General features: G+C 73.0%; 27 protein-coding genes and 1 tRNA gene. 13 read left to right on the forward strand and 15 right to left on the reverse strand.

The window, feature by feature from the left end; translation table 11 throughout:
- Positions 1-765: an SDR family oxidoreductase gene (locus ACIGFK_RS09810; protein WP_386469254.1), complete on the reverse strand. Its 765-nt coding sequence runs from the start codon at positions 763-765 to the stop codon at positions 1-3.
- A gap of 56 nt (positions 766-821) precedes the next feature.
- Here ACIGFK_RS09810 and ACIGFK_RS09815 point away from each other — a divergent pair, with 56 nt between their 5' ends.
- From ACIGFK_RS09815 to ACIGFK_RS09835, 5 genes are read left to right on the forward strand one after another with little or no spacing between them, the layout of a single operon-like run.
- The gene (locus tag ACIGFK_RS09815; RefSeq protein ID WP_376661963.1) at positions 822-1,577 is read left to right on the forward strand and encodes an enoyl-CoA hydratase family protein; all 756 of its coding nucleotides are present in this window, start codon (positions 822-824) and stop codon (positions 1,575-1,577) included.
- A complete protein-coding gene (locus ACIGFK_RS09820) occupies positions 1,574-2,425 on the forward strand; it encodes a CoA transferase subunit A (protein WP_400051163.1) in 852 nt (283 codons plus the stop codon). Before ACIGFK_RS09815 ends, ACIGFK_RS09820 begins: the two co-directional genes overlap by 4 nt.
- Entirely contained in the window at positions 2,422-3,150 is a 729-nt protein-coding gene (locus ACIGFK_RS09825; protein ID WP_376661961.1) for a CoA-transferase subunit beta, read from the forward strand. Before ACIGFK_RS09820 ends, ACIGFK_RS09825 begins: the two co-directional genes overlap by 4 nt.
- A gap of 4 nt (positions 3,151-3,154) precedes the next feature.
- Complete coding sequence (locus ACIGFK_RS09830) at positions 3,155-4,228, forward strand: NAD(P)H-dependent flavin oxidoreductase (RefSeq protein WP_376661960.1); 1,074 nt, start codon at positions 3,155-3,157, stop codon at positions 4,226-4,228.
- Positions 4,229-4,259: 31 nt separating this feature from the next.
- Positions 4,260-5,192 carry a tyrosine-protein phosphatase gene (locus tag ACIGFK_RS09835; RefSeq protein ID WP_376661959.1) on the forward strand — a complete coding sequence of 311 codons (933 nt, stop codon included), beginning with the start codon at positions 4,260-4,262 and terminating at the stop codon, positions 5,190-5,192.
- Between the two features lie 69 nt (positions 5,193-5,261).
- Here ACIGFK_RS09835 and ACIGFK_RS09840 read toward each other — a convergent pair whose 3' ends face one another.
- The 6 genes from ACIGFK_RS09840 to ACIGFK_RS09865 all read right to left on the reverse strand — a co-directional run bounded on the left by ACIGFK_RS09840 (position 5,262) and on the right by ACIGFK_RS09865 (position 11,641).
- Complete coding sequence (locus tag ACIGFK_RS09840; RefSeq protein ID WP_386469247.1) at positions 5,262-6,938, reverse strand: DEAD/DEAH box helicase; 1,677 nt, start codon at positions 6,936-6,938, stop codon at positions 5,262-5,264.
- 101 nt (positions 6,939-7,039) lie between these two features.
- On the reverse strand, positions 7,040-7,243 hold the full coding sequence (locus ACIGFK_RS09845) for a cold-shock protein (protein ID WP_008743912.1): 204 nt from the start codon (positions 7,241-7,243) through the stop codon (positions 7,040-7,042).
- Positions 7,244-7,904: 661 nt separating this feature from the next.
- On the reverse strand, positions 7,905-9,062 hold the full coding sequence (locus ACIGFK_RS09850) for an acetyl-CoA C-acetyltransferase (protein ID WP_376660223.1): 1,158 nt from the start codon (positions 9,060-9,062) through the stop codon (positions 7,905-7,907).
- Between the two features lie 21 nt (positions 9,063-9,083).
- A complete protein-coding gene (locus ACIGFK_RS09855; RefSeq protein ID WP_376660222.1) occupies positions 9,084-9,698 on the reverse strand; it encodes a TetR/AcrR family transcriptional regulator in 615 nt (204 codons plus the stop codon).
- A gap of 15 nt (positions 9,699-9,713) precedes the next feature.
- A complete protein-coding gene (locus ACIGFK_RS09860; protein ID WP_376660221.1) occupies positions 9,714-10,499 on the reverse strand; it encodes an SDR family oxidoreductase in 786 nt (261 codons plus the stop codon).
- Positions 10,496-11,641, reverse strand: a complete 1,146-nt coding sequence (locus tag ACIGFK_RS09865) for an acyl-CoA dehydrogenase family protein (protein ID WP_376660220.1) — start codon at positions 11,639-11,641, stop codon at positions 10,496-10,498. Before ACIGFK_RS09865 ends, ACIGFK_RS09860 begins: the two co-directional genes overlap by 4 nt.
- Positions 11,642-11,687: 46 nt before the next feature.
- Here ACIGFK_RS09865 and ACIGFK_RS09870 point away from each other — a divergent pair, with 46 nt between their 5' ends.
- From ACIGFK_RS09870 to ACIGFK_RS09880, 3 genes are read left to right on the forward strand one after another with little or no spacing between them, the layout of a single operon-like run.
- A complete protein-coding gene (locus ACIGFK_RS09870) occupies positions 11,688-12,539 on the forward strand; it encodes an enoyl-CoA hydratase (protein WP_386469239.1) in 852 nt (283 codons plus the stop codon).
- Positions 12,539-13,684, forward strand: a complete 1,146-nt coding sequence (locus ACIGFK_RS09875; protein ID WP_376660218.1) for an acyl-CoA dehydrogenase family protein — start codon at positions 12,539-12,541, stop codon at positions 13,682-13,684. The genes ACIGFK_RS09870 and ACIGFK_RS09875 overlap by 1 nt, the downstream gene beginning before the upstream one ends.
- The gene (locus ACIGFK_RS09880; protein WP_376660217.1) at positions 13,684-14,664 is read left to right on the forward strand and encodes an acyl-CoA dehydrogenase family protein; all 981 of its coding nucleotides are present in this window, start codon (positions 13,684-13,686) and stop codon (positions 14,662-14,664) included. The genes ACIGFK_RS09875 and ACIGFK_RS09880 overlap by 1 nt, the downstream gene beginning before the upstream one ends.
- Here ACIGFK_RS09880 and ACIGFK_RS09885 read toward each other — a convergent pair.
- Positions 14,646-15,002, reverse strand: a complete 357-nt coding sequence (locus ACIGFK_RS09885) for a YrdB family protein (protein ID WP_376660216.1) — start codon at positions 15,000-15,002, stop codon at positions 14,646-14,648. The genes ACIGFK_RS09880 and ACIGFK_RS09885 overlap by 19 nt on opposite strands.
- A 55-nt stretch (positions 15,003-15,057) precedes the next feature.
- On the reverse strand, positions 15,058-15,780 hold the full coding sequence (locus ACIGFK_RS09890; RefSeq protein ID WP_400051168.1) for a class I SAM-dependent methyltransferase: 723 nt from the start codon (positions 15,778-15,780) through the stop codon (positions 15,058-15,060).
- A 104-nt stretch (positions 15,781-15,884) separates the two neighbouring features.
- Here ACIGFK_RS09890 and ACIGFK_RS09895 point away from each other — a divergent pair, with 104 nt between their 5' ends.
- Positions 15,885-16,346 carry a hypothetical protein gene (locus tag ACIGFK_RS09895; RefSeq protein WP_400051169.1) on the forward strand — a complete coding sequence of 154 codons (462 nt, stop codon included), beginning with the start codon at positions 15,885-15,887 and terminating at the stop codon, positions 16,344-16,346.
- Here ACIGFK_RS09895 and ACIGFK_RS09900 read toward each other — a convergent pair.
- Both ACIGFK_RS09900 and ACIGFK_RS09905 read right to left on the reverse strand, forming a co-directional pair.
- Complete coding sequence (locus tag ACIGFK_RS09900) at positions 16,343-16,699, reverse strand: hypothetical protein (RefSeq protein ID WP_376660213.1); 357 nt, start codon at positions 16,697-16,699, stop codon at positions 16,343-16,345. The genes ACIGFK_RS09895 and ACIGFK_RS09900 overlap by 4 nt on opposite strands.
- 43 nt (positions 16,700-16,742) lie before the next feature.
- Positions 16,743-17,291, reverse strand: a complete 549-nt coding sequence (locus tag ACIGFK_RS09905; RefSeq protein ID WP_400051171.1) for a hypothetical protein — start codon at positions 17,289-17,291, stop codon at positions 16,743-16,745.
- A 68-nt stretch (positions 17,292-17,359) separates the two neighbouring features.
- Here ACIGFK_RS09905 and ACIGFK_RS09910 point away from each other — a divergent pair.
- Positions 17,360-17,434: transfer RNA gene (locus ACIGFK_RS09910), tRNA-Ala, on the forward strand.
- A 2-nt stretch (positions 17,435-17,436) separates the two neighbouring features.
- On the opposite strand, the gene ACIGFK_RS09915 is transcribed toward ACIGFK_RS09910, so the two are convergent.
- From ACIGFK_RS09915 to ACIGFK_RS09925, 3 genes are read right to left on the reverse strand one after another with little or no spacing between them, the layout of a single operon-like run.
- Positions 17,437-18,312 carry an alpha/beta hydrolase gene (locus ACIGFK_RS09915; RefSeq protein WP_376660211.1) on the reverse strand — a complete coding sequence of 292 codons (876 nt, stop codon included), beginning with the start codon at positions 18,310-18,312 and terminating at the stop codon, positions 17,437-17,439.
- Positions 18,309-19,040: an SDR family NAD(P)-dependent oxidoreductase gene (locus ACIGFK_RS09920; protein ID WP_400051173.1), complete on the reverse strand. Its 732-nt coding sequence runs from the start codon at positions 19,038-19,040 to the stop codon at positions 18,309-18,311. The genes ACIGFK_RS09915 and ACIGFK_RS09920 overlap by 4 nt, the downstream gene beginning before the upstream one ends.
- 3 nt (positions 19,041-19,043) lie before the next feature.
- Positions 19,044-20,171, reverse strand: coding sequence for an LLM class flavin-dependent oxidoreductase (locus ACIGFK_RS09925; protein WP_376660209.1), 1,128 nt, complete (start codon positions 20,169-20,171; stop codon positions 19,044-19,046).
- A 100-nt stretch (positions 20,172-20,271) separates the two neighbouring features.
- On the opposite strand from ACIGFK_RS09925, the gene ACIGFK_RS09930 reads away from it, so the two are divergent.
- A complete protein-coding gene (locus tag ACIGFK_RS09930; protein WP_376660224.1) occupies positions 20,272-20,901 on the forward strand; it encodes a PadR family transcriptional regulator in 630 nt (209 codons plus the stop codon).
- On the opposite strand, the gene ACIGFK_RS09935 is transcribed toward ACIGFK_RS09930, so the two are convergent.
- Positions 20,811-21,359 (reverse strand): flavin reductase family protein, encoded by a 549-nt coding sequence (locus tag ACIGFK_RS09935; protein ID WP_386469219.1) that lies wholly within the window; start codon positions 21,357-21,359, stop codon positions 20,811-20,813. The two genes, ACIGFK_RS09930 and ACIGFK_RS09935, sit on opposite strands and share 91 nt — an antisense overlap.
- 98 nt (positions 21,360-21,457) lie before the next feature.
- On the opposite strand from ACIGFK_RS09935, the gene ACIGFK_RS09940 reads away from it, so the two are divergent.
- Positions 21,458-23,035 (forward strand): FadD3 family acyl-CoA ligase, encoded by a 1,578-nt coding sequence (locus tag ACIGFK_RS09940; protein ID WP_376660207.1) that lies wholly within the window; start codon positions 21,458-21,460, stop codon positions 23,033-23,035.
- The gene (locus ACIGFK_RS09945; protein WP_400051176.1) at positions 23,032-24,267 is read left to right on the forward strand and encodes an acyl-CoA dehydrogenase family protein; all 1,236 of its coding nucleotides are present in this window, start codon (positions 23,032-23,034) and stop codon (positions 24,265-24,267) included. Before ACIGFK_RS09940 ends, ACIGFK_RS09945 begins: the two co-directional genes overlap by 4 nt.
- The last annotated feature ends 1 nt before the right edge of the window (position 24,268 follow it).

Genomic DNA, 24,268 nt, shown 5'->3' on the forward strand with positions numbered 1-24,268 from the left:
TCAGCTCTCCTTGTTCACAGTTGCCGCATCCAAGAACGCGGGGCGCTCGCCGCCCCCGTGCACCAGCAGGCTCGCCCCGCTCACGTACGCCGCCCGGTCCGAGGCCAGGAATACCGCGGCTTCCCCCACGTCGGAGGGTTCCGCGAGCCGTCCCAGCGGTACGGTCGCGCCGACCGCCGCGATCCCGGCCTCGTCCCCGTAGTGCAGATGGGACAGCTCGGTCCGCACCATGCCCAGGACCAGCGAGTTCACCCGCACCTCGGGCGCCCATTCCACGGCCATGGAGCGGGCCAGGTTCTCCAGGCCCGCCTTGGCCGCGCCGTACGCCGCAGTGCCCGGTGAGGGCCTGGTCCCGCTGACGCTGCCGATCATCACGACCGAGCCCCGGGCCCGCCGCAGCCACGGACGGGCGGCCAGGGAGGCCGTCATCGGGGCGATCAGGTTGAGCTCGACGACCCGCGCGTGGCGCTCGGCCCCGCCCTCCCCCAGCAGCCGGTACGGGGTTCCGCCCGCGTTGTTGACCAGGCAGTCGAGCCGCCCGTGGCGGTCCGCGACCCCGGCGAAGAACTCCTCCACGGCGGCCGGATCCCGCAGGTCGAGCGGTACGAACGACGCCTTCCGGCCGCCCGCCGACACGGGTTCCTCCGGCGGCCGCCGCGCGCAGACGACGACCTGTGCGCCGGCCGCGAGGAACGACCGGGCGATTCCGGCGCCGACGCCCCGGGTTCCTCCGGTGACGACGACAACCCTCCCGTCGAGCTCCATAGGCTGCTACCTTCCTCACCTAACAAATGTTTGGTGGAAAGGTAGCTGATCCGCTCATGGGTGTCTCCACCTCCAGCCCGGACAAGGGCATCGCACTCGTCACAGTCGACTTCCCGCCCGTCAACGCACTGCCCGTGCAGGGCTGGTACGACCTCGCCGACGCCCTGCGCGCCGCCGGCCGCGACCCGGAGATCCGGTGCGTGGTCCTGGCCGCCGAGGGCCGCGGCTTCAACGCCGGCGTCGACATCAAGGAGATGCAGCGCGACACCGGCCACGCCGCCCTCATCGGCGCCAACCGGGGCTGCTACGAGGCCTTCGCCGCCGTGTACGAGTGCGAGGTGCCGGTCGTGGCCGCCGTGAACGGGTTCTGCCTCGGCGGCGGCATCGGCCTCGTCGGCAACGCGGACGCGATCGTGGCGAGCGACGACGCCACCTTCGGCCTGCCCGAACTGGACCGGGGCGCGCTCGGCGCCGCCACGCACCTGGCCCGGCTCGTCCCGCAGCACCTGATGCGCGCCCTGTACTACACCTCGCGCACCGCGACCGCCGCCGAACTGCACGCGCACGGCTCGGTCTGGAAGGTGGTCCCGCGGGACGGACTGCGCGCGGCCGCCCTGGAGCTGGCCGCCGAGATCGCGCGGAAGGACGGCTACCTCATCCGGCTGGCCAAGGCCGCCATCAACGGGATCGACCCGGTGGACGTGCGCCGCAGCTACCGCTTCGAGCAGGGCTTCACCTTCGAGGCCAACCTCAGCGGGGTGGCCGACCGGGTGCGGGACACCTTCGGGAAGGAAGAGGGACACAGCGCATGACCGACAAGACCATGAGCCCGGACGAGGTCGTCGGGCAGCTCCGCAGCGGGATGACCATCGGCATCGGCGGCTGGGGGTCCCGGCGCAAGCCCATGGCCCTGGTGCGGGCACTGCTCCGCTCCGAGATCACCGATCTCACCGTGATCTCGTACGGGGGCCCCGACGTCGGGCTGCTGGCCGCCGCCGGCCGGATCGGCAAGCTCGTCGCCCCGTTCGCCACCCTCGACTCCATCCCCCTGGAGCCCCACTTCCGGGCCGCCCGCGAGCGCGGCGCCTTCGCCCTCACCGAGCTCGACGAGGCCATGTTCATGTGGGGCCTGCACGCCGCCGCCAACCGGCTGCCGTTCCTCCCCGTCCGGGCCGGCCTCGGCTCCGACGTGATGCGGGTCAACCCGGAGCTGCGCACCGTCACCTCCCCCTACGCCGACGGCGAGGAGCTGGTGGCCGTCCCCGCCCTGCGGATGGACGCCGCCCTGGTCCACCTCAACCGCGCCGACCGCCTCGGCAACGCCCAGTACCTGGGCCCGGACCCGTACTTCGACGACCTGTTCTGCGAGGCCGCCGACGCCGCGTACGTCTCCTGCGAGCAGATCGTGGAGAGCGCCGAACTCGCCAAGTCCGGCCCCCCGCAGTCCCTCCTCGTCAGCCGCCACTCCGTCACCGGGGTCGTGGAGACGCCGAACGGCGCGCACTTCACCTCCTGCGTCCCCGACTACGACCGGGACGAGGCCTTCCAGAAGCTGTACGCGACCACCCCCTGGCCCGAGTTCGCCGACCGCTTCCTGTCCGGGGCGGGCGAGCACGACTACCAGTCCGCCGTCCGGGCCTGGCACGAGGAGCAGAAGTGATCAGTCGTTCGGAATACTGTGTCATCGCCTGCGCGGAAGCCTGGCGCGACAACGGCGAGGTGCTCGCCAGCCCGATGGGCCTGATCCCCGCCTTCGGCGCCCGGCTCGCGAAGCGGACCTTCTCCCCCGACCTGCTGCTGACCGACGGCGAGGCCATGCTCGTCGGCCTCGACGGCACGGCCGAGGGCTGGCTCCCGTACCGGCGCCACCTGACCATGGTCACGGGCGGCAGGCGGCACGTGATGATGGGCGCCAGCCAGATCGACCGCTTCGGCAACCAGAACATCTCCTGCATCGGCGACTGGGCGCAGCCGGCCCGCCAGCTCCTCGGGGTGCGCGGAGCACCGGTCAACACCCTCAACAATCCGGTGAGCTACTGGGTCCCCAAGCACTCCACGCGGGTCTTCGTCGAACGCGTCGACATGGTCAGCGGTGTCGGCTACGACCGGGCCGAGGCGGCCGGCCCGTCGGCCACCCGCTACCACCGCCTGCCCCGCGTGGTCAGCGACCTCGGCGTCTTCGACTTCACCGGCCCCGGCCACTCGATGCGCCTGGCCTCCGTACACCCGGGCGTCACCGTCGGCCAGGTGCGCGAGGCCACCGGCTTCGAGCTCGCGGTCGCCGACGACGTCCCGTTCACCCGGGAGCCGACCGCCGAGGAGCTGCGGCTGATCCGCGAGGTGATCGACCCCAAGGGGTTGCGTGACCGGGAAGTCCGGGGCTGATCCGATGGAGACGGCATTCACCAAGCTCGTCGGTGTCGAGCACCCGATCGTGCAGACGGGCATGGGCTGGGTGGCCGGCCCACGCCTGGTGTCGGGTGCGGCGAACGCGGGAGCGCTGGGCATCCTGGCCTCGGCGACGATGACCATGGAGCAGCTGCGGTCCGCGATCCACGAGGTCAAGTCCCGGGTCCCGGAGGGCACTCCCTTCGGGGTCAATCTGCGGGCGGACGCCGGGGACGCGGCCGAGCGCGCCCAGCTGATCATCGACGAGGGCGTACGGGTCGCCTCGTTCGCCCTCGCGCCGTCCAAGGAGCTGATCGCCCGGCTGAAGGACGCGGGCGTCGTCGTCATCCCGTCGATCGGTGCCCGGCGGCACGCCGAGAAGGTGGCCGCCTGGGGGGCGGACGCGGTGATCGTGCAGGGCGGGGAGGGCGGCGGTCACACCGGGGACGTGGCCACGACGGTGCTGCTCCCGCAGGTCGTGTCCGCCGTGGACATCCCGGTGGTCGCGGCGGGCGGGTTCCGTGACGGCCGCGGCCTGGTCGCGGCGCTGGCCTTCGGGGCGGCGGGCATCGCGATGGGCACCCGGTTCCTCCTCACCTCCGACTCGACGGTCCCGGACGCGGTGAAGGCCGAGTACCTGAAGGCCACCGTCAAGGACGTCACCGTCACCACGGCCGTCGACGGGCTGCCGCACCGGATGCTGCGGACCGCGCTGGTCGACTCCCTGGAGCGGGCGGGCCGCACCCGGGCGCTGGCCCGGGCCGTCCGCCACGCGGCCGGCTTCAAGAAGCTGTCCGGCCTGAGCTGGCCGCAGATGGTGCGCGACGGCCTCGCGATGAAACACGGCAAGGACCTGTCCTGGAGCCAGGTCCTGCTCGCCGCGAACACCCCGATGCTCCTCAAGGCGTCCATGGTCGAGGGCCGTACGGACCTCGGAGTCATGGCATCCGGCCAGGTCGCGGGGGTGATCGACGATCTCCCGTCCTGTGCGGAGCTCGTCTCCCGCGTCATGGCCGAAGCACGACAGGCACTCGAAGAACTGCACTCGCTCCGCACCCTGCCACCACCAGGGTGATTCCCCCTTCTCCGTCACAGGAGTCGCACACATGAGCCGTGCCCGAATCCGCCTGGCGACTGCGGCGGCCGCCGCCGCACTCGTCATCGGGACCCTGCCCGCCTCCGCGTACGCGGCGGCGGCGCCCGGAGCCGGGGCCAGTGCCCGGCACCACCGGGAGCAGCAGGCTGAAACGATCCGCCAGATCCCCCTCCAGGCCGCGGTCAACCTCCGCGATCTGGGCGGCTACCGCACCTGGACCGGCGGTCAGGTCCGCCAGGGCCTGGTCTACCGCTCGGACGCCCTGAGCAAGCTGACCGCTGCGGACGTCACCACCGTCTCCGGTCTCGGCCTCACGAAGGTCCTCGATTTCCGCGTCCCCATGGAGATCCAGTACGACGGCGCCGACAAGCTGCCCGCAGGACTCTCCCCCACCGCGCGCCCGGTCAACGACCTCGGCCTCTACGGGACGCTGGTCGGCGCGATCGCCACCGGCGACCCCGTCAAGCAGGAGCAGATGCTCGGCGGCGGCCGCGCCGAGGCGTACATGCGGGACGTCTACCGCAACTTCGTGACCAGCCCCGAGAACCGGGCGCAGTTCGCGCAGACCATCCGCGAGATAGCGGACGGCAAGCAGGGGCCGCTCCTCTACCACTGCACCTCCGGCAAGGACCGGACCGGCTGGATGAGCTACGTCCTGCTGCGCGCGCTGGCCGTCCCCGAGGCCACCGCCGAGCGCGACTACCTCGCGTCGAACACCTTCCGCGCCACCTACGACGCCCAGGTGCGGGCGGGCCTCAAGCAGTCCGGCCGGATGCAGAACCCCGACCTGCTGATCCCGCTCCAGGAAGTCCGCCAGGACTACCTGGACGCGGCGACCGCGCAGATGAAGGCCGACTACGGCAGCTTCTACGGCTATCTGACGGACGGCCTCGGCCTGGACCTGCGGACGCTGGCGAAGCTGCAGAACAAGATGGTCCGCTGACCGGCGTACGACAGCACGACGCCGGGCGGTGCTTCGCGCACCGCCCGGCGTCGTGGTGAAGGCATTCGGTCAGACCGCCCGGCGGCGGCCCTGCCCGCCCGAGCCGACCCGGCTGCGCGCGGATGCCGCGGCCGCGCCGCCCGAGGCGGCACCGCCGGAGCGCCGGCCGCGCTCGCCGGAACCGGTGGCCGCGCCGCCGGCGCCGCCCTGTCCGCGGCGGGCCTGGCCCGATCCGGAGGCGGCCGGGGCCTGCCCGGAGCCACCGCCGGCGGAGCGGCGGCCGCGGCCGCCGGACGCCGGGGCGCCGGACGCGGCGGAGCCGGTGCGCGGCCCGCCCGAGCGGCGGCGCGAACCGGAACCGGAACCGCTGCGCGGCTTCGCCGGGGCGGGCTGCTGCGGCACCTCCAGCACCACGGGGACGCCCGAGGGCTCCTTGGCGCCGGTGAGCCGGGCCAGCTCCTCGTCGGAGGACTTGATCTGCGCGGTGCGCGGGGAGATCCCGGCGTCCGACATCAGACGGGTCATGTCCCGCTTCTGGTCGGGCAGCACCAGGGTGACCACGCTGCCGGACTCGCCGGCCCGGGCGGTACGGCCGCCGCGGTGCAGGTAGTCCTTGTGGTCGGTGGGCGGGTCCACGTTGACGACGAGGTCGAGGTCGTCGATGTGGATGCCGCGGGCGGCCACGTTGGTGGCGATCAGTGCGGTGACCTCGCCCGTCTTGAACCAGTCGAGGGTGCGGTTGCGCTGCGGCTGCGAGCGCCCGCCGTGCAGGCCGGAGGCGCGTACGCCCTCCGCGAGGAGCTTCTTGACCATGCGGTCGACACCCCGCTTGGTGTCGACGAACATGATCACCCGGCCGTCGCGGGCAGCTATGCGCGTGGCCACGGCCTTCTTGTCGGTCTCGTCCATGACGTACAGGACGTGGTGCTCCATCGTGCTGACCGCACCGGCGGACGGGTCGACGGAGAAGGCGACCGGGTCGTCGAGGAACATCTTGACGAGCTTGTCGATGTTCTTGTCGAGGGTCGCCGAGAACAGCATGGTCTGACCGCCCTGCTCGACCTGCTTGAGGAGGGCCGTGACCTGCGGCATGAAGCCCATGTCGGTCATCTGGTCGGCCTCGTCGAGGACGGTGATCGAAACCTGCGAGAGGTCGGCGTCACCGCGGTCGATGAGGTCCTTGAGGCGGCCGGGGGTGGCGACGAGCACCTCGGCGCCGCGGCGCAGGGCGCCCGACTGCCGGTTGATCGACATGCCGCCGACGACGGTCGCGATGCGCAGGTTGACGGCCGTGGCGTACGGGGCCAGGGAGTCGGTCACCTGCTGCGCGAGCTCGCGCGTCGGTACGAGGACCATCGCGAGCGGCGCCTTCGGCTGCGCGCGGCGGCCCGCGGTCCGGGCCAGCAGCGCCAGGCCGAAGGCCAGCGTCTTGCCGGAGCCGGTGCGGCCGCGGCCGAGCAGGTCACGGCCGGCCAGCGAGTTCGGCAGCGTCGCGGCCTGGATCGGGAACGGCTCGGTGACGCCCTGGGCTGCGAGGGTCTTCAGCAGCGCCTCGGGCATGCCCATGTCCTCGAACGCGGCGACCGGCGGCAGCGCCGGCGTGATCGGCTCGGGCATGGTGAATTCCTGGGGCCGGGGGGCGGGGGCGGACTTCTGCCGTCCCGCGCCAGCCTTCGGACGTCCCTGGGCCGCACCTCGGCCCCGGGTGGGGCGGCGGCTGGGTCGTGCGGAGCTGGAGCTGGTCATGCGAGAAAGCCCTCCTGAAACCGGCAGGTAAAACAAAGGTCGAGACAGCAGACAAGCCGGGGCCCGCACCTCACGGCGCGGACCCCGGCAAGCTGAAGAAATTAGGCGGGGAGGATGTTCTCCGCCTGGGGGCCCTTCTGGCCCTGGGTGACGTCGAAGGACACGCGCTGGCCCTCGGTGAGCTCACGGAAGCCCTGGGTGGCGATGTTCGAGTAGTGGGCGAACACGTCCGGACCGCCGCCGTCCTGCTCGATGAAGCCGAAGCCCTTTTCCGAGTTGAACCACTTCACGGTGCCAAGTGCCATTTGAATCTCCTGAGTAGGCGGCAAGGGCCCCATCCGGGAGAATCCGGCAAAAACAATAAAAGCGCCTGAGGAACATTCCCGTCAGGCGCACATAAAGTTCATGGGTACCACAACTGCAACGAGCTCTAAGCTAGCACACGCCGATCGGGCAGCGTTGCCGCCACGGTGTGACCTCGGCCGACCCGGCCCCTGCCCGGCGGCATCTCCGCCCCTGTGGATCCGCCCCGGACCCCGCGCCTCAATCGCCGGCGGGGCTGGATTTTGCCCCGCCGGGGTCCTGACTGCGCGGGTCCCGGCGGGCGGGGTTTCGCCGGGCGGGGTATGCGCCGTCCCCGGCCTGGGGCGGGAGGTCCGCTGGGGTGGGGCCGTGCAGGAGGGTCCCCGCAGGACGAGCGCGCAACCGGCCTCCACGCCACGCAGCACTGCCCGCAGGCGCGAGGACGAGGAGACACTCCGGAGGGGCCCCGCCCCAACCGGCCGGTCCCGCCGAGGCAAAACCAGCCCCGCCGGCGCTTGAGGCGCGGGGTCCGGGGCGGAGCCCCGGCAGCGGAGCCGGCCGCGCAACGGCGGGACCCGCCCGAGGCAAAACCCAGCCCCTCCGGCGATTGAGGAGCGGGGTCCGGGGCAGCGCCCCGGCAGCGGAGCCGCCCCGCGCCGCGGGCTACAGGCGCTCGATGATCGTCACGTTCGCCTGGCCGCCACCCTCGCACATGGTCTGCAGCCCGAAGCGTCCCCCCGTGCGCTCCAGTTCGTGCAGCAGCGTGGTCATCAGCTTCACGCCCGTCGCCCCCAGCGGATGCCCCAGCGCGATCGCGCCGCCGTTGACGTTCACCCGTTCCGGGTCCGCGCCCGTTTCCTTCAGCCACGCCAGGACCACCGGCGCGAACGCCTCGTTGATCTCGACCAGGTCGATGTCGGCGAGGGACATGCCGGTCTTCTTCAGCGCGTACGCCGTCGCCGGGATCGGCGCCGACAGCATGCGGATCGGGTCCTCGCCCCGCACCGAGAGGTGGTGGATCCGGGCGCGCGGCCGCAGGCCGTGTTCACGGACCGCCCGCTCGGATGCGATCAGCATCGCCGCCGCGCCGTCGGAGACCTGGGAGGAGACGGCCGCGGTGATGGTGCCGCCCTCGACGACCGGCTTCAGCGTCGCCATCTTCTCGAGCGTGGTGTCCCGCCGCGGACCCTCGTCCACCGTCACGTCCCCGTACGGCACGGTCTCGCGCGAGAACCGCCCCTCGTCGATGGCCCGCAGCGCCCGCTGGTGGGAGCGGAGCGCGAACTCCTCCATGTCGCGGCGCGAGATGCCCCACTTCTCCGCGATGAGCTGCGCGCCGTGGAACTGGTTGACGGGCGCGTCGCCGTAGCGGGCCCGCCACCCCTCCGAGCCCAGGTACGGCCCCTCGGTGAAGCCCAGCGGTTCCGCGGCCTGCCGCGAGGCGAAGGCGATCGGGATCATCGACATGTTCTGGGTGCCGCCCGCGACCACCAGGTCCTGGGTGCCGGACAGGACGCCCTGCGCAGCGAAGTGCACCGCCTGCTGCGAGGACCCGCACTGGCGGTCCACGGTCACGCCCGGCACCTCCTCCGGCAGTCCGGCCGCCAGCCATGCCGTCCGCGCGATGTCGCCGGCCTGCGGCCCGACCGTGTCGAGGCAGCCGAACACCACGTCCTCCACGGCTGCCGGGTCCACCCCGGAGCGTTCGACCAGCGCCTTCAGGACGTGCGCGCCCAGGTCGGCGGGGTGGACGGCGGACAGGCCGCCGCCCCGCCGCCCCACGGGGGTGCGGACCGCTTCGACTATGTAGGCCTCGGGCATCGGGACTCCTCTGCTGATGGGTCAGGTGCGTAGGGCGATCCCGTCCAGCACCATCGACAGGTACTGGCGGGCGATCTCCTCGGGGCTGTGCTGTCCGCCCGGCCGGTACCAGGACGCCGCGACCCACACCGTGTCGCGCACGAAGCGGTAGGTGAGGCGGATGTCGAGGTCGGCGCGGAAGACCTTGGCCGCGACCCCGCGTTCCAGCGTTCCCAGCCAGGCCTTCTCGAACTTCACTTGCGAGTCGGACAGGTAGTGGAAGCGGGGCTGCGCGGAGAGGGTGCGGGATTCCTTCTGGTAGATGGCGACGGCGGCACGGTGCCGGTCGATCTCCCGGAAGGACTCGGTGACGAGGGCCTCGATGGTCTCCCTGGGGCCGAGACCGGCCGCGAGGACGGTGTCGTACCCCTCCCACAGCTCGTTCAGGAAGGCGGAGAGGATCTCGTCGAGCATCGATTCCTTGGAATCGAAGTGGTAGTAGAGGCTGCCGGCGAGCATTCCGGCGGCGTCGGCGATCTTGCGGACGGTGGTGGCGTTGTAGCCCTGCGCGGCGAAGACCTCGGCGGCGGTGTCGAGGAGCTCCCGGCGCCGCTCGGGTGAGGCAGTCACCTGCGGCTTCTTCTTGTTCGTTGGCACGGGCCCATTCTGCGGCTACGCGTGCTGGCTGCTGACCGAGACGGTCTCGCCCGTCATGTACGACGAGTAGCCGCTGGCCAGGAAGACGATGACGTTGGCGACCTCCCAGGGCTCGGCGTACCGGCCGAAGGCTTCGCGGGAGGTGAGTTCCGCCAGGAGTTCCTCGCTGGTGACCTTCACCAGGTGCGGGTGCATGGCGAGGCTCGGGGCGACCGCGTTGATCCGTACGCCGAACTCGGCGGCCTCCAGGGCGGCGCAGCGGGTCAGGGCCATCACCCCGGCCTTGGCGGCGGCGTAGTGGGCCTGGCCGGTCTGGGCGCGCCAGCCGATGACGGAGGCGTTGTTGACGATGACCCCGCCTCCGGTCCCGGCGGCCTGGAAGGAGCGCATGGCGGCGCGGGTGCAGCGGAAGGTGCCGTTCAGGGTGACGTCGAGGACGCGGCCCCACTGTTCGTCGGTCATGTCGACGAGGTGCGCGGTGCCGCCGAGGCCGGCGTTGTTGACGACGATGTCGAGGCCGCCGTGGGTCTGTTCGGCGAGCGCGAACAGGGCGCGCACCTGTTCCTCGTCGGTGACGTCGCACGGGAGGGAGGTGACGCGGTCGGCGCCGAACTCGGCGGCCAGCGCGTCCTCGGTCTCCTTGAGGCGGCGGGCGTGCGCGTCGCTGATGACGATGCGGGCGCCTTCTTCGAGGAAGCGGCGGGCGGTGGCGCCGCCGATGCCGGCTCCGGCGGCCGCGGTGATGACGGCGGTGCGGTCCTTCAGCAGGTCGTGCCCGGGGACGTAGGTGGGGGTGTTCAAGCCCGTACCTCCTTGGGAAGGCCGAGGATCCGCTCGGCGATGAGGGTGCGCTGGATCTCGTCCGAGCCCGCGTAGATGGTGTCGGCGCGGGAGAAGAGGAAGAGCCGCTGCCAGTCGTCGAGGTCGTACGGGTCCCCGTGCGCGCCCGCCGCGAGCAGCGAGGGGGCTCCGCAGACGTCCATGGCGAGTTCGCCGAGGTCGCGGTGCCAGCGGGCCCAGTACAGCTTGGCCACGGAGGGCTCCGCGGGGCGCAGGGCGGTGGCGCGCATGGTTTCCAGGCCTATCCGGGCCTGGACGAGGCGGTCGCGGATCAGCGGGTCGGCGATGGCGCCGTTGGTGCGGGCGAGTTCGGCGAGGGCTTCGAGTTCGCGGCGGAAGCCGACCTGCTGGCCGAGGGTGGAGACGCCGCGTTCGTAGCCGAGGGTGGCCATGGCGATGTTCCAGCCGTCGCCGGGGGCGCCGACGACGTGGGCGGCGTCGGTGCGGGCGCCGTCGAAGAAGACCTCGTTGAACTCGGAGGTGCCGGTGAGCTGGACGATGGGCCGGACCTCGACCCCGGGCTGGTCCATGGGGACCAGGAGGTAGGACAGGCCCGCGTGGCGGCGCGAGCCCGGTTCGGTGCGGGCGAGGACGAAGCACCACTGGGCCTCGTGGGCGAGGGAGGTCCACGTCTTCTGGCCGTCGACCACCCACTGGCCGTCCCGGAGGGCGGCGCGGGTGCGGACGCCCGCGAGGTCGGAGCCGGCGTCGGGTTCGCTGTAGCCCTGGCACCACAGCTCTTCGACGGCCCGGATGGGCGGCAGGAAGCGGCGCTTCTGCTCCTCGGTGCCGTGGTCGATGAGGGTGGGGCCGAGGAGCTGTTCGCCGATGTGGTTGACGCGGGCGGGGGCGTCCGCGAGGGCGTACTCCTCGTGGAAGGCGATCTGTTCCTCGGTGCTCGCGCCGCGGCCGCCGTACTCGGCGGGCCAGCCGAGGCAGGTCCAGCCATGGGCGGCCATGTGCCTTTCCCAGGCGAGGCGTTCGGTGAAGGCCTCGTGCTCCCGGCCCGGTCCGCCGCGGCCCTTGAGGGCGGCGAACTCGCCGGTGAGGTGGGCCCGTAGCCAACTCCGAACCTCGGTGCGGAACTCCTCGACGCTGCTCATGGCCGTACGTTAACCTACCAAACACTTGTTAGGGAAGGATCCAGGGATGCCCGAAGACACCCGCGACACCCCCGTGCTCTACGAGCGCCGCGGCCCGGTCGCGTACGTGACCATGAACCGCCCCCGCTACCGCAACGCGCAGAACAGCGCGATGACCTACGCCCTCGACGACGCCTTCTACCGCGCGGCCGACGACCCCGGGGTGAAGGTGGTCGTCCTGGGCGGGGCCGGCGAGCACTTCTCCGCGGGCCACGACATCGGCACCCCGGAGCGCGACGCCCACCTGCCCTTCGAGCGGCGGGCCGGGCTGTGGTGGGACCACTCGGAGCGCTCGGGCGCCGAATCCCGCTTCGCCCGCGAGTCGGAGGTGTACCTGGGGATGTGCCGGCGCTGGCGGGAGCTGCCGAAGCCGGTGATCGCCTCGGTGCGGGGGGCCTGCGTGGCGGGCGGGCTGATGCTGGCCTGGGTCTGCGACCTGATCGTGGCGAGCGAGGACGCCTTCTTCGCGGACCCGGTCGTGCGGATGGGCATACCCGGCGTCGAGTACTTCGCGCACCCGTGGGCGATGCCCCCGCGGATCGCGAAGGAGTTCCTGTTCACGGGCGACCGGATGCCGGCCCGCCGGGCGTACGAGATCGGCATGGTCAACCGGGTCGTGGAGCGGGCCGCCCTGGCCGGGGAGACCGCCCGCCTCGCCCTGCGCATCGCCGAGATGCCCGGCTTCGGCCTGGCTCTGACCAAGCGGGCCGTCAACCAGGCCGAGGACCTCCAGGGCCTGCACACCGGCATGGATTCGGTCTTCGGCCTGCACCACCTCGCGCACGCCCACAACGCGGAGACCGCGGCGGACTCGCTCGGCGGCATGAACGTGGCCGCCATGAAGGAGGCGAACAGCTGATGGACCTCGACCACGCACCCGATGTGGAGGCCTTCCGGGCCGAGGCCCGGGCCTGGCTCGGCGCCCACGTACCCGCCGCCCCTCTGCCCTCCCTGGAGACAGAAGAGGGGTTCGCCGCGCACCGCGCATGGGAGGCGCGCCTGCACACGGACCGGTGGTCGGTGGTGTCCTGGCCCGAGGAGTACGGGGGCCGGGGCGTCGACATCGTGAAGTGGCTGGTGTTCGAGGAGGAGTACTGGGCGGCGGGCGCGCCCGGCCGGGTCTCCCAGAACGGCATCAACCTCCTCGCGCCGACCCTCTTCGACCACGCCACGGACGAGCAGCGGGCGCGGGTGCTGCCCTCCATGGCGAGCGGCGAGGTGATCTGGGCGCAGGCCTGGTCGGAACCGGAGTCGGGCTCCGACCTGGCCTCGCTGAAGTCGCGGGCGGTGCGCACGGAGGGCGGCTGGCTGCTGTCGGGGCAGAAGACCTGGTCCTCCCGGGCCGCCTTCGCGGACCGCGCCTTCGGCATCTTCCGCACCGACCCGGACGCCCCGAAGCCGCACCAGGGGCTGACGTACCTGATGTTCGACCTGCGGGCGCCGGGGGTGACGGTGCGGCCCATCGGCCGCCTCGACGGCAAGCCGGCCTTCGCGGAGCTCTTCCTGGACCAGGTCTTCGTCCCGGACGAGGACGTGATCGGCGAGCCGGGGCAGGGCTGGCGGATCGCGATGTCGACCACGGGCAACGAACGCGGGCTCACCCTGCGCTCCCCCGGCCGGTTCCTGGCGGCCGCCGGCCGGCTGCGGGAGCTGTGGGAGACGGTCGGCGACCCCTCCGACACCGCGCTGCGCGACCGGGTGGCGGACGCGGTGGTCGGGGCGCGCGCCTACGAGCTGTTCACCTGGGCCAACGCCTCCCGCTTCGCGGCGGGCGAGACCATCGGCGCCGAGTCCAGCCTGAACAAGGTGTTCTGGTCCCAGTACGACATCGCGCTGCACGAGACCGCCCTGGACCTGCTCGGCGCGGACGCGGAGCTCGCCGAGGGCGAGTGGGCCGAGCCGTGGGTCTTCTCGCTGGCCGGGCCGATCTACGCAGGCACGAACGAGATCCAGCGCGACATCATCGCCGAGCGGCTGCTCGGCCTCCCGAAGGGCCGCCGCTGATGCGCTTCCTGCTGACCGACGAGCAGTCGGACTTCGCCCGTACGCTGCGCTCCCTGCTGGGCGCGGCCGAGGTGCCCGCGGCGGTACGGGCCTGGGCGGCCGGCGAGCACGGCCCGGGGCGCGCGGTGTGGGCCCGCCTCGCGCGGACCGGCCTGTTCGCGCTGGCCGCGGCCGAGGAGTACGACGGCGCGGGCCTGCTGCCGGTGGAGCTGGCCCTGGGCTTCGTGGAGCTGGGCCGGGCGGGGGTGCCGGGGCCGGTGGTGGAGAGCGCGGCGGTGTCCGTACTGCTCTCCGCGCTCGGGGACGAGGCGCTGGCGAAGCGCTTCCTGCCCGGCCTGGCCGGGGGCGAGACCTCGGCGACGCTGACCCTGCCGGGCGGGAGCCCGTACGCCCTGGACGCCGACGCGGCGACGTACTGCTTCACGGTGTCGGCGGCGGGCGAACTGCGCCTCACGGACAACGGAGGGGCAGCGGCCTCCCTGGACCCGGCCCGCAGGCTCTCGGTCCCGGCGCCCGGCGGCGAACTCCTCGCGGCCGGCCCGGCCGTCACGGCGGCGGCGGGGACGGCGGGGCGGTGGGCGCGGCTGCTGACGGCGGCCCAGTGCCTGGGCGTGGGCGAGGCGCTGCTGGCCCGGACGGTGGAGTACGCGAAGCAGCGCACCCAGTTCGGGACCCCGATCGGCTCCTTCCAGGCGGTCAAGCACCGTCTGGCGGACACCCTGCTGGGGCTCGAGTTCGCCCGGCCCCTGCTGTGGGCGGCGGCGCTGAGCCTGGCCCCGGCGGACGTGGCGGCGGCCAAGCTCACCGCGGGCGAGGCGGCGTACGCGGCCGCCCTGTCCGCGCTCCAGCTCCACGGCGCCGTCGGCTACACGCAGGAGCTGGACCTCTCCCTGTGGCTGCGCAAGGCCCGCCCGCTGCGGGACGCCTGGGGCACCCCGTCGGCCTGCCGGGCGGAGGTCCTTCAGCCGCGGGTGCGGTAGTAGACCGCCAGCGCGTTGTTCAGCAGCACGATCCCGCCGAACCACAGGGCCCCGGCCCGCCACCCGACCGCGTACAGCGCGAGGGTGGCGGACCCGAACACCAGGACCTTGACGGCGATCTGGACGGCGAGCGGGACGTCGTACGTGGCCTTGGGCGCGGCGAACATGCCCCAGAGCACGGCGGCGGCGAGCGGGGCGGCCACGGCGAGGCCCATGGACCAGCCCCTGCCGATGTCCCGGGTCCAGCCCCAGCGGGCCAGGGCGGCGAGGGCCGCGAGCTCCAGGAAGAAGGCGAGGCCCTCGTTGGCGAGGAAGAAGAGCCGCAGGATGGAATTCATGCGGCACAACCTGGCGGACCCGGCCCCGGGCGTCCACCGATTACCGGGGGCCGTCTCACATGACGGCGAGCTTCAGCGTGACCACGTACTGCTCCTCGACCGTGCCGTCCGGGAACAGGGGCTCCAGCCGGGCCCGTTCGGCGTCGAGGAAGGCGCGGGTGCCGTCCTCGCCGAGCAGCAGGAAGGCGGAGTGGCTGGCGGTGTTGTCGAGGTGCATGGCGAGGGGGATCCGCCGGGACCACCGCACCTCGCGGGTGGTGACGTCCAGCCCTCCCAGGGACTCGCGGGTGGGGAGCCCGGTGACCCCGAAGAAGGAGCGGAGCCGCTCGTCCTGCCCGGCGATCCAGGGGACGGTGGTGTCCAGGTCGTTCCACCAGAGCGCGAGCGCGCCGCCGGGCCGCAGCACGCGGCGGGCCTCGGGGACCGACCGGGTGGCGTCGGTCCAGTGCCAGGCCTGGGCGTACGTGAGGAAGTCGAACGCGGCGTCCGCCAGCGGCAGCCGGTCCCCGTCCCCGCGCACGACCGGGATCCCCGGGTTCGCGAGCCGGAACTCGGCGGCCATCCCGTCCCCGGGCTCCACGGCGAGCACCTCGGCCCCGCGCTCGCGCAGCAGCGCGGTGGCGATCCCGGTGCCCGCCCCCACGTCGGCCACGCGCGCCCCGGCGAGCGGCCGCCCCGCGAGCTCCTCGACGGCGTCGAACAGGGCGGGCGGATAGCCGGGCCGGTTCGCGCGGTAGAGCGCGGCGGCGGCGTCGAAGGAACGGGCGCGTTTCGTCATGCGGCCATTGTTTTCGAGGTCAACGTAGGGAACCGATAAGCGATCTGATGGCATCCCTAGGGAACGGACGTACGAAGAACGACGCAGAACGAGGTACAGGGAACATGCGAAGCACGACGACCGGGATGATGACGCTGTGCGCGGCGGCGGCTGCGGTACTGCTCACCGGCTGCGGAAGCGACGCCCCGAAGCCGGCCGCCGACGCCGGGAAGCCCGCCACCTCGCAGGGCGCCGCCCCCGCCTCCTCCGCACCGCCGGCCAAGACCGGCCACGTGACGCACGAGGTGACCCTCGAGGTCGGCGGCACGGGCAAGACGGCGATCATGTACAGCGGTCTCGACAGCGGCTTCGAGCAGCAGACCCTGCCGTGGAAGAAGTCGGGCACCGCCGAACTCACCGCCGCGGAGCAAAAGGTGGGCTACCTGGTGAACGCCATCCCGGGCACGATCACGGGCCCCGACGGCATGCTGGTGTGGCCGCCGTGCTCCATCAAGGTGGACGGCAAGGTGGTCGCCGAGAACGACGGCAAGACCGCCAAGGGCTGCTCGTACGTCATCAAGAACTAGCGGAACTCGTGCACGACCTCGATGGGGCCGACGATGTGCCGGTTGAACTCGTCGAGCTCCTCCGCCGGGACCCACAGCTCCAGGATGGTCCGGCCGCCGGCCTGCTGGACCGGGTAGCGGGTGAGGAACTCCGAGTCGACCTCGAAGCGGGTCACGTAGCCGACGCCGGAGTGCTTGACGTTCCAGTCGCGGGCGATGCGGATCGCGTAGTCCTCGTTCAGGACGGGATAGAAGATCGGCTGCTCGGGCAGGCGCGGCGGCCAGGCCCGCCAGTCGAGGGCGCGGACCAGGTCGAGCTCGACGGGGCCGGTGGGGCGCCAGAGGGTGGTCGTGGGGTTGGCCGTGGTGGACATGCGGCGACCCTAGGGGCCTGACCCCGGCGTTGACCAGCGGGTTTCAGTCGCGGGGGCGCAGGGAGAGGCGGCCCACGAGCACGGTCTGGAGCAGCAGGAGGCCGACCGTGCCCGCCGCCTGCCAGAGGGGTTCGGACGGGCGGGGGCCGGGCGCCCAGGCCGGGCCGTCGGGGTCCGTCGTGACCGTGAGGCGGGCGCCGACCGCGAGGTCCATCGACAGCGGGCCGGGCAGGTCCTGCCCCGCTCGCGTGCGCAGGCGCAGGGACGGCGAGAGGCCGGAGCCGTCCTCCACCATGGTCCGCGAGGTCACCACCGCGGCCTCCTCCCGGCCCCGGTCGTGGAGGGTGTGCCGGTCCCAGGTGACCCCGCCCATCACCGCGATCCCCACCGCGGTGAGCGCGACGGCGGTGCGTCCCACGAACTCGGCGCCGGTGCCGTGCGGTACGGCCGCGCCGATGACGAATACGGCGAGCAGGACCGGGATCCAGGCGCCCTCGGGGCCCCGCAGCAGCCAGATGGCCCCGAACTCCGCTGCCAGGAGCAGGCAGTTGCGGAGCAACGCCCCCGACAGTCTCCGTATCGCTTCAGCCATGGACACATCATGCCCGGGGATCACCGGATGCGGGCCGATCGGGGCCCCGCCTAGGATCCGGCACAAGGGCGGGGTCGTAGCACAGAGGTAGTGCACCTACACAGCATGGAGGAGGACGCCGGTTCGAATCCGGCCGCCCCGCCCCCTATCCCACTGCCGCCACCCACGCCGCGGCCGCCCGCAGGGCCGCGGCCCCGGCCGGCAGGGGCAGTCCCAGGAAGCCGTGGAAGACGCCCGGGTGGAGCTGGACCGTGCAGTCCACGCCCGCCTCCGCCAGCCGGCGCCCGTACGCGAGGCCCTCGTCGCGCAGCACGTCGCAGTCCGCGAGGACGATCAGCGCGGGCGGCAGCCCCGACAGGTCGGGTGCGTGGAGCGGCGAGACGTGCGGGTGCGCCGGGTCGCCGCCGTACTGGTCCCAGTACCAGGCCATGTGCGCGGCGGTGTGGAAGTGGCCGCGCCCGTAGAGGGTCACCGACTCCGAAGCCATCGACGCGTCCAGCGGCGGATAGAACAGCAGCTGGCCCGCGGCGAGTCCGGGCGCGCGCAGGGCGGTCACGGCGGCCAGGTTGCCCCCGCTGGAGTCCCCCGCCAGCACCACCCGGTCCGCGTCGCAGCCGAGCGCGGCGGCTTCGGCCCGGGCCCACAGGAGCACGGTCAGCGCGTCGTCGGACGCCGCCGGCCAGGGGTGTTCCGGGGCGAGCCGGTAGTCCGCCGAGACGACCACCGCGCCCGAGGCGGCCGCCAGGGTGCGGCACAGCGCGTCGTGGGTGTCGAGCCCGCACATCACCCAGCCCCCGCCGTGGAAGTACACGACCAGGGGGCGGCCGCCCGCGCCCGGTTCGGGGTCGTAGACCCGGACCGGGACGCCGTCGGCCACGGTGTCGTGCACCGAGGCGACGGCCGGGCCCGGCGGCCCGGGTACGGCGGCCGCCCGCAGGGCCGCCGCGTCACCCGGCCCCGGGAAGCCCGCCGTCATCGTGTCGCACAGGCGCCTGGCCGCCGGTGACAGCTGGTCGCTCATGCGGTGGTCATCCCGCCGTCGACGGTGAACTCCGTGCCCGTCACGTACGAGGACGCGTCCGAGCAGAGGAAGAGCACCAGCTCCCCGACCTCCTCCGGCCGCCCCATCCGTCCGAGCGGTACGTGCGACCAGTCGCGGCCCGCGACCGCCTCCGCCACCATCGGGGTGTCGATGGCCCCCGGATGCACCGAGTTGACCCGGATCCGGTCCCCGGCAAGGTCCAGCGCCGCCGAGCGGGTCAGTCCGCGCAGCCCGAACTTGGTCGATCCGTAGGCGGCGTGGCCCGGGATCCCGACCAGGCCGGCCGTGGAGGAGATGTTGACGACCGAGCCTCCCCCGGCCGCCCGCAGCACGGGCGCCACGGCCTGGATGCCGAGGAACGGCCCGAGCAGATTGACCCGCAGGAGGGTCTCGAAGTCCTCCAGGGACTGCTTCTCCACGTGGGCCGTGCGCCATAGGGCCGCGTTGTTGACCAGAGCCGAGACCGTGCCGAAGGCCGATACCGCGGCTTCGACGACACCGGCCCAGCTCGCCGCGTCGGTCACGTCGTGCCGTACGAACAGGCCCTGGTCGCCGAGGGAGGCGGCGATCTCCCGGCCCTCATCCTCCCGTACGTCCGTGACGACGACCCGCGCGCCGGCCTCGGCGAAGAGGCGCGCCTCGGCGGCGCCCTGGCCGCGTCCGGCTCCGGTGACGAGGACGACCTTGCCCTCCAGGGAGATGCCCATGGCTCAGCGCTCCGTTTCCATCGCCCGGAAGTGCGGGATGACCTTCTCGCCCCACTGGCGGATGGTCTCCAGGCAGGCCTCCTGGGGGACCGTGCCCATCTGGATCAGGCACATCACCTCGTCGACGCCGATCTCGCGCAGCTGCTCGACGTACGCGATGGCCGTCTCGGCGCTGCCGTACGCGTGCTCCGCGTGGTAGGTGCCGGTGTCGACGGGCCGGGCGGGGATGCTGGCCTCGTGGAGCTTGGCGACGAGTTCCTCGCGGCCCCGGGCCAGCGCGGCGACGTGGTCCTCGTCCTCCGCGTACCCGGTCGGCGCGGGGGCGTTGCCGTACCAGTGGGCGATGGATTCGGCGAAGAAGCGCTGTCCGCGCGTGCCGAGCCGCAGGGCGCGCTCGGCGTCGTCGAGGACGATGGTCGGGCAGAGGGCGGACAGGTGGTCGTTGACCTCGCTCGAGACGAGGCGCTCGCCGGTGCGGGTGGCGATGGCCTCGTCGTAGACCTTGCGCATGGCGCGGACGTCGTCGGCGCCCGCGAAGCCCATCACCAGGGCTCCGATGCCGAGTTCGGCGGCGAGCTTGAGGGTGTCGTGCTTGGAGCAGGCCATGAAGAGCGGCGGGTGCGGGTCCTGGACCGGGCGGGGCAGGATCGCGCCGGGGCCGATGTCGATGGATCCGTGCCATTCGAACTCCGGCTCCCGCCAGGCGGCGGCGAAGATCCGCAGCGCCTCCTCCATCTGCGGGTAGGTGTCCTCGGGCCTCACGCCGTACATGGACATCTCCTGGCGGGTGGCGCCGCGCCCGGCACCGATGTCGACGCGGCCGCCGGAGAGGACGTCGAGCATCGCGGCGCGCTCGGCGACGCGTACCGGGTGCTGGTAGCCGAACGGCATGGTGACGACGCCGTGGCCGATGCGGATCCTCTGCGTCCGGGCGGCCACCCAGGTGAGGAAGATCTCGGAGGCGCTCATGTGGGCGTACTGGGTCAGGGAGTGGTGCTCGACGGCCCAGATCCGGTCGAAGCCCATCTCCTCGGCGAGGACGGCCTGCTCGACGCAGTCGTGGATGACCTGGCGCTCGCGCTCCGGGGTCGGGTCGACGAGCTGGGCCTCGAAGATCATCGAGAACTTCACGGGGAGGTCCCTCCATCCGGGGGATTATGTATTTCGAATAGGAATACTTCTAGCAGTCATATCCCTCAGGGGGAAGGGCGCCGCCGGGACCGGTCGTAGACTGCGCTGCGTGGCAGAAGAGAAGGCAGACCAGACGACCGACGGGGCGACCAGGCCCGCACTCCCCGCAACCAGCTGGGCGGTGCTCGGGCTGCTCTCCTTCGGGGAGGAGCTCTCCGGTTACGACCTGAAGAAGTGGTCGGACTGGTCGCTGCGCTTCTTCTACTGGAGCCCGTCCTTCAGCCAGATCTACAGCGAGCTCAAGCGCCTGGAGAAGGCCGGCTACGCCTCCTCGCGCATGGTCAGCCAGGACACGGGCACCCGCGACAAGCGGGTGTACCGGATCACCGGCGAAGGCATGACGGCCGTACGGGAATGGGCCCGCGAGGCCCCGGTCGACCCGCCCGTCCTCAAGCACGGCCCGATGCTGCGGCTGTGGCTGGGCCACCTGCTGGAGCCGGAGCAGATGCGGGAAGTCCTGGTCCGGCACCAGGAGTTCGCAGAGACGATGCGCCGCCGGGCGGTGGCCGACGTCGAGGGCGCGAAGGACGAGTCGGCGTGGGCCTACCCGACGCTCACGCTCAAGTGGGCCGAGCGGTACTACGCCTCGGAGCGCGACCTGGCGGCCGCCATGCTCGAGGACATCGAGGAGCTGACCGCCGGGCGGGGCGAGCCGGGCAAGCGCCCGTAGACGCGCCGGAAGTAGAGCAGCGGGGGCTCGCCCGCGCGGTGCGTGGTCAGGGACGTGACCCTGCCGAGCGCGATCTCGTGGTCACCGCCGTCCAGCACGCCCTCCAGATCGCACTCGACACTCGCGAGCACGCCGTCGAGCAGGGGCGCGCCGTTGCCGCCCGCCCGCCAGGGGACTCCGGCGAACTTGTCGCCGCCCGTGACCGCGAAGCCGCGGCACAGCTCCCGCTGGTCGGCGGCCAGGATGTTGACGGCGAAGGCGCCGGCGGCCCGGATCCTCGGCCAGGTGGTCGAGGTGCGGGCGGGGCAGAAGCAGACGAGCGGCGGGTCCAGCGAAACCGATGAGAAGGACTGCACGGCCATTCCGACGGGACGGCCGTCGCCCTCGCACGCCGTGATGACGGCGACGCCGGTGCAGAAGCTGGCCAGGACCGACTTGAGGGTCTCCTGGGTCTCCATGGAAGCCTCCAAATATTCCTACTAGGTATATGCCTAACCGAAACACCTGTGATTGGATACCGCCCACGCTCGCTCGTCAAGTAGGGAGGGTTCGTCCGATGCCACCGCCACTGCCCACCACGCTCGCCCGGCTCCCGGAGTACGCGGCCGCCGCGTACGGGGACCGGGAGGCGCTCGCCGACGGAGAGGTCCGCTGGACCTTCACCCGGCTCGCCGCCGAGATCGCCGCCGCCGCCCGCGCAGCCATCGCGCACGGCATCCGGCCCGGGGACCGGGTGGCGATCTGGGCGCCCAACAGCCGCCGGTGGATCGCCGCCGCGCTCGGCGCGGTCGGCGCCGGAGCGGTCCTCGTACCGGTCAACACCCGCTACAAGCCCGCCGAGGCGGCCGACGTCATCCGGCGCAGCGGCGCCCGCGTGCTCTTCACCGAGCGCGGCTTCCTCGGCACGGACTACGTCCGCGACCTGCACACCTCCGGCGAAGACCTCGGGCTGCTCGGCTCCACCGTCGTCCTGCGCGGCGGGAGCGGCCCCGAGTCCTGGGAGGCGTACCTGGCCGGCGGGGCGTCCGTCACCGAGGCCGAGCGGCTCGCCCGCGCCGACCGCATCCGCCCCGAGGACCTCAGCGACATCCTCTACACCTCCGGCACCACCGGCCGCTCCAAGGGCGTGATGACCACCCACGGCCAGACCCTGAGGCTCTACGCCTCCTGGTCCGAGCTGGTCACCCTGCGCCCCGGGGACCGGTACCTGCTGGTCAACCCCTTCTTCCACACCTTCGGCTACAAGGCCGGGGTGCTCGCCTGCCTGCTGCGCGGGGTGACCATGCTGCCGGAGGCCGTCTACGACACCGACCGCATCCTGGAGCGGATGGCCGCCGAGCGGGTGACCTGCCTGATGGGCCCGCCGACCGTCTTCCACGGCCTGATCCGGCACCCCGCACTCGCCGCGCACGACCTTTCCGCACTCCGCCTGGCGGGCACCGGCGCGGCCTCCGTCCCGACCGCTCTCGTGGAGGAGATCCGCGAAGTCCTGGGCGCACCCGACGTGTTCACGGCGTACGGCCTGACGGAGTCCGGCGGGGTCGTGTCCGTCTGCCCCACCGACGCCGACGCCCGTACGGTCGCCCACACCGTCGGCCTGCCGCTGCCCGGCACCGAGGTGCGGATCGCCTCCCCGCTGGGCGAGGTGCTGCCGGCCGGGCAGCCCGGAGAGGTGCAGGTCCGCGGCTACCACGTCACCCCCGGCTACCTGGACGACCCGGCGGCCACCGCGGAGGCCGTGCTGCCGGGCGGCTGGCTGCGCACCGGGGACATCGGCGTCCTGGACGGGCGCGGCTACCTCTCGATCACCGACCGGCTGAAGGACATGTACGTGGTCGGCGGGTTCAACGCCTATCCGGCGGAGGTGGAGAACGTCCTGCTGACCCATCCGGCCGTCACCGACGCGGCCGTGGTCGGGGCCCCGGACGAGCGGCTGGGCGAGGTGGGCGTGGCGTACGTGGTCACCGCCGGGCCGCCCGTCACGGCCGGGGAACTCACGGCCTGGAGCCGGGAACGGCTGGCCAACTTCAAGGTGCCGCGGAGGTTCCACCTGGTGGCGGAGCTCCCGCGGAACGCGGGCGGCAAGCTGCTGAAGGCGGAGCTGCGGCGTGCGGCGCGGGGGGAGGGCGCATGAGCGGCCTGGAATGGACGCCCGAGCAGGAGGAACTCCGGGATGCGGTACGCGCGGTGCTGGCCCGCCACCCCGGCCACGCGGCCTGGGCCCCGCTGACGGCCCAGGTGGGCGCGGCCGCGCTGGCGGTACCGGAGGAGTACGGCGGCCTGGGCTGCGGGGCCGCCGAGGTCGGCGTGGTCATGGCGGAACTGGGCCGCGCACTGAGCCCGGTCCCGTACCTGGGCTCGGCGGTGCTGACGGTGGGGGCCCTGCTGGCTTCGGGCGACGGGGATGCGTGCGCGCAGCACCTCCCGGCCCTGGCGGAGGGCTCCCTGATCGGCGCCCTGGCCTGGGCGGAGTCCCCTCGCGGGGGGCCGGGCCGGGATCGGGGCGCAGGAGCGGGCACGACCCCGGGCGCGGGCACGGGCGCGCACGGCGGCTGGGAGGCGGCCGACATGGCCACCCTGGCGGAGCCCGACGGCGACGGGTGGCTGCTGACCGGCACCAAGCAGTACGTCCTGGCCGGCCCGGCCGAGCCGGGGCTGGTGCTGGTCTTCGCCGCCATGGACACCGCGCCGGGCCGGACCGGCGCCACCCCGCCCGGCGGGCACGACCGCCACGCGCCCGGCCAGGGCAACGGCCCCGCACCCGCCCACACGCCCGGCCAGGGCAGCGGCGGGCTCGGGCTGTTCGAGCTGACGGCGCCGCCCGCCGCCTGCACCGCCCGGGCCACCATGGACCGCACCCGGCCCCTCGGCGAGGTCACCCTCGCGCGGACCCCGGCCCGGCTGCTCTCGCCCGACGGCGCCGGAGTCCTGGCCCGGGTCCGGGACCTGGCCTGCACGGCGCTGGCCGCCGAACAGGCGGGGGCCGCCGCACGGGCACTGGAGTCCACCGTCCGGTACGCGAAGGAGCGGATCCAGTTCGGCAGGCCCATCGGCTCCTTCCAGGCCGTGAAGCACCGGCTCGCCGACATGTACGCGGCCGTGGAGGCGGCCAGGTCGATGGCCCTCGCCGCGGCGGCGGCCGACGCCCCGCCCCTCCTGGCGGCCGCCGCCAAGTCGGCCTGCTCGCAGGCGTACTCGTACGTCGCCGGGGAGATGATCCAGCTGCACGGCGGCATCGGCATCACCTGGGAGCACGAGGCGCACGAGTTCTTCAAGCGCGCCCACGGCTCCGCCCGCCTCTTCGGCTCCCCCGCCGCCCACCGGGCCCGGATCGCGGCCGAACTCGGTTACGCGGACGCGAGCTGAC

This window comes from Streptomyces sp. NPDC085524 (assembly GCF_044541755.1).
In the GTDB taxonomy this organism is placed as follows: domain Bacteria; phylum Actinomycetota; class Actinomycetes; order Streptomycetales; family Streptomycetaceae; genus Streptomyces.

Coding starts and splice junctions, on each gene's coding strand:
- ACIGFK_RS09900 (WP_376660213.1), bottom strand. CDS start 16,699: ATGTCCACCACGGCCAACCCCACGACCACCCTCTGGCGCCCCACCGGC.
- ACIGFK_RS09895 (WP_400051169.1), top strand. CDS start 15,885: ATGCGAAGCACGACGACCGGGATGATGACGCTGTGCGCGGCGGCGGCT.
- ACIGFK_RS09875 (WP_376660218.1), top strand. CDS start 12,539: ATGGACCTCGACCACGCACCCGATGTGGAGGCCTTCCGGGCCGAGGCC.
- ACIGFK_RS09870 (WP_386469239.1), top strand. CDS start 11,688: ATGCCCGAAGACACCCGCGACACCCCCGTGCTCTACGAGCGCCGCGGC.
- ACIGFK_RS09920 (WP_400051173.1), bottom strand. CDS start 19,040: ATGGGCATCTCCCTGGAGGGCAAGGTCGTCCTCGTCACCGGAGCCGGA.
- ACIGFK_RS09935 (WP_386469219.1), bottom strand. CDS start 21,359: ATGGAGACCCAGGAGACCCTCAAGTCGGTCCTGGCCAGCTTCTGCACC.
- ACIGFK_RS09810 (WP_386469254.1), bottom strand. CDS start 765: ATGGAGCTCGACGGGAGGGTTGTCGTCGTCACCGGAGGAACCCGGGGC.
- ACIGFK_RS09865 (WP_376660220.1), bottom strand. CDS start 11,641: ATGAGCAGCGTCGAGGAGTTCCGCACCGAGGTTCGGAGTTGGCTACGG.
- ACIGFK_RS09840 (WP_386469247.1), bottom strand. CDS start 6,938: ATGACCAGCTCCAGCTCCGCACGACCCAGCCGCCGCCCCACCCGGGGC.
- ACIGFK_RS09940 (WP_376660207.1), top strand. CDS start 21,458: ATGCCACCGCCACTGCCCACCACGCTCGCCCGGCTCCCGGAGTACGCG.
- ACIGFK_RS09885 (WP_376660216.1), bottom strand. CDS start 15,002: ATGAATTCCATCCTGCGGCTCTTCTTCCTCGCCAACGAGGGCCTCGCC.
- ACIGFK_RS09890 (WP_400051168.1), bottom strand. CDS start 15,780: ATGACGAAACGCGCCCGTTCCTTCGACGCCGCCGCCGCGCTCTACCGC.
- ACIGFK_RS09830 (WP_376661960.1), top strand. CDS start 3,155: ATGGAGACGGCATTCACCAAGCTCGTCGGTGTCGAGCACCCGATCGTG.
- ACIGFK_RS09845 (WP_008743912.1), bottom strand. CDS start 7,243: ATGGCACTTGGCACCGTGAAGTGGTTCAACTCGGAAAAGGGCTTCGGC.
- ACIGFK_RS09880 (WP_376660217.1), top strand. CDS start 13,684: ATGCGCTTCCTGCTGACCGACGAGCAGTCGGACTTCGCCCGTACGCTG.
- ACIGFK_RS09915 (WP_376660211.1), bottom strand. CDS start 18,312: ATGAGCGACCAGCTGTCACCGGCGGCCAGGCGCCTGTGCGACACGATG.
- ACIGFK_RS09815 (WP_376661963.1), top strand. CDS start 822: ATGGGTGTCTCCACCTCCAGCCCGGACAAGGGCATCGCACTCGTCACA.
- ACIGFK_RS09905 (WP_400051171.1), bottom strand. CDS start 17,291: ATGGCTGAAGCGATACGGAGACTGTCGGGGGCGTTGCTCCGCAACTGC.
- ACIGFK_RS09835 (WP_376661959.1), top strand. CDS start 4,260: ATGAGCCGTGCCCGAATCCGCCTGGCGACTGCGGCGGCCGCCGCCGCA.
- ACIGFK_RS09850 (WP_376660223.1), bottom strand. CDS start 9,062: ATGCCCGAGGCCTACATAGTCGAAGCGGTCCGCACCCCCGTGGGGCGG.
- ACIGFK_RS09945 (WP_400051176.1), top strand. CDS start 23,032: ATGAGCGGCCTGGAATGGACGCCCGAGCAGGAGGAACTCCGGGATGCG.
- ACIGFK_RS09820 (WP_400051163.1), top strand. CDS start 1,574: ATGACCGACAAGACCATGAGCCCGGACGAGGTCGTCGGGCAGCTCCGC.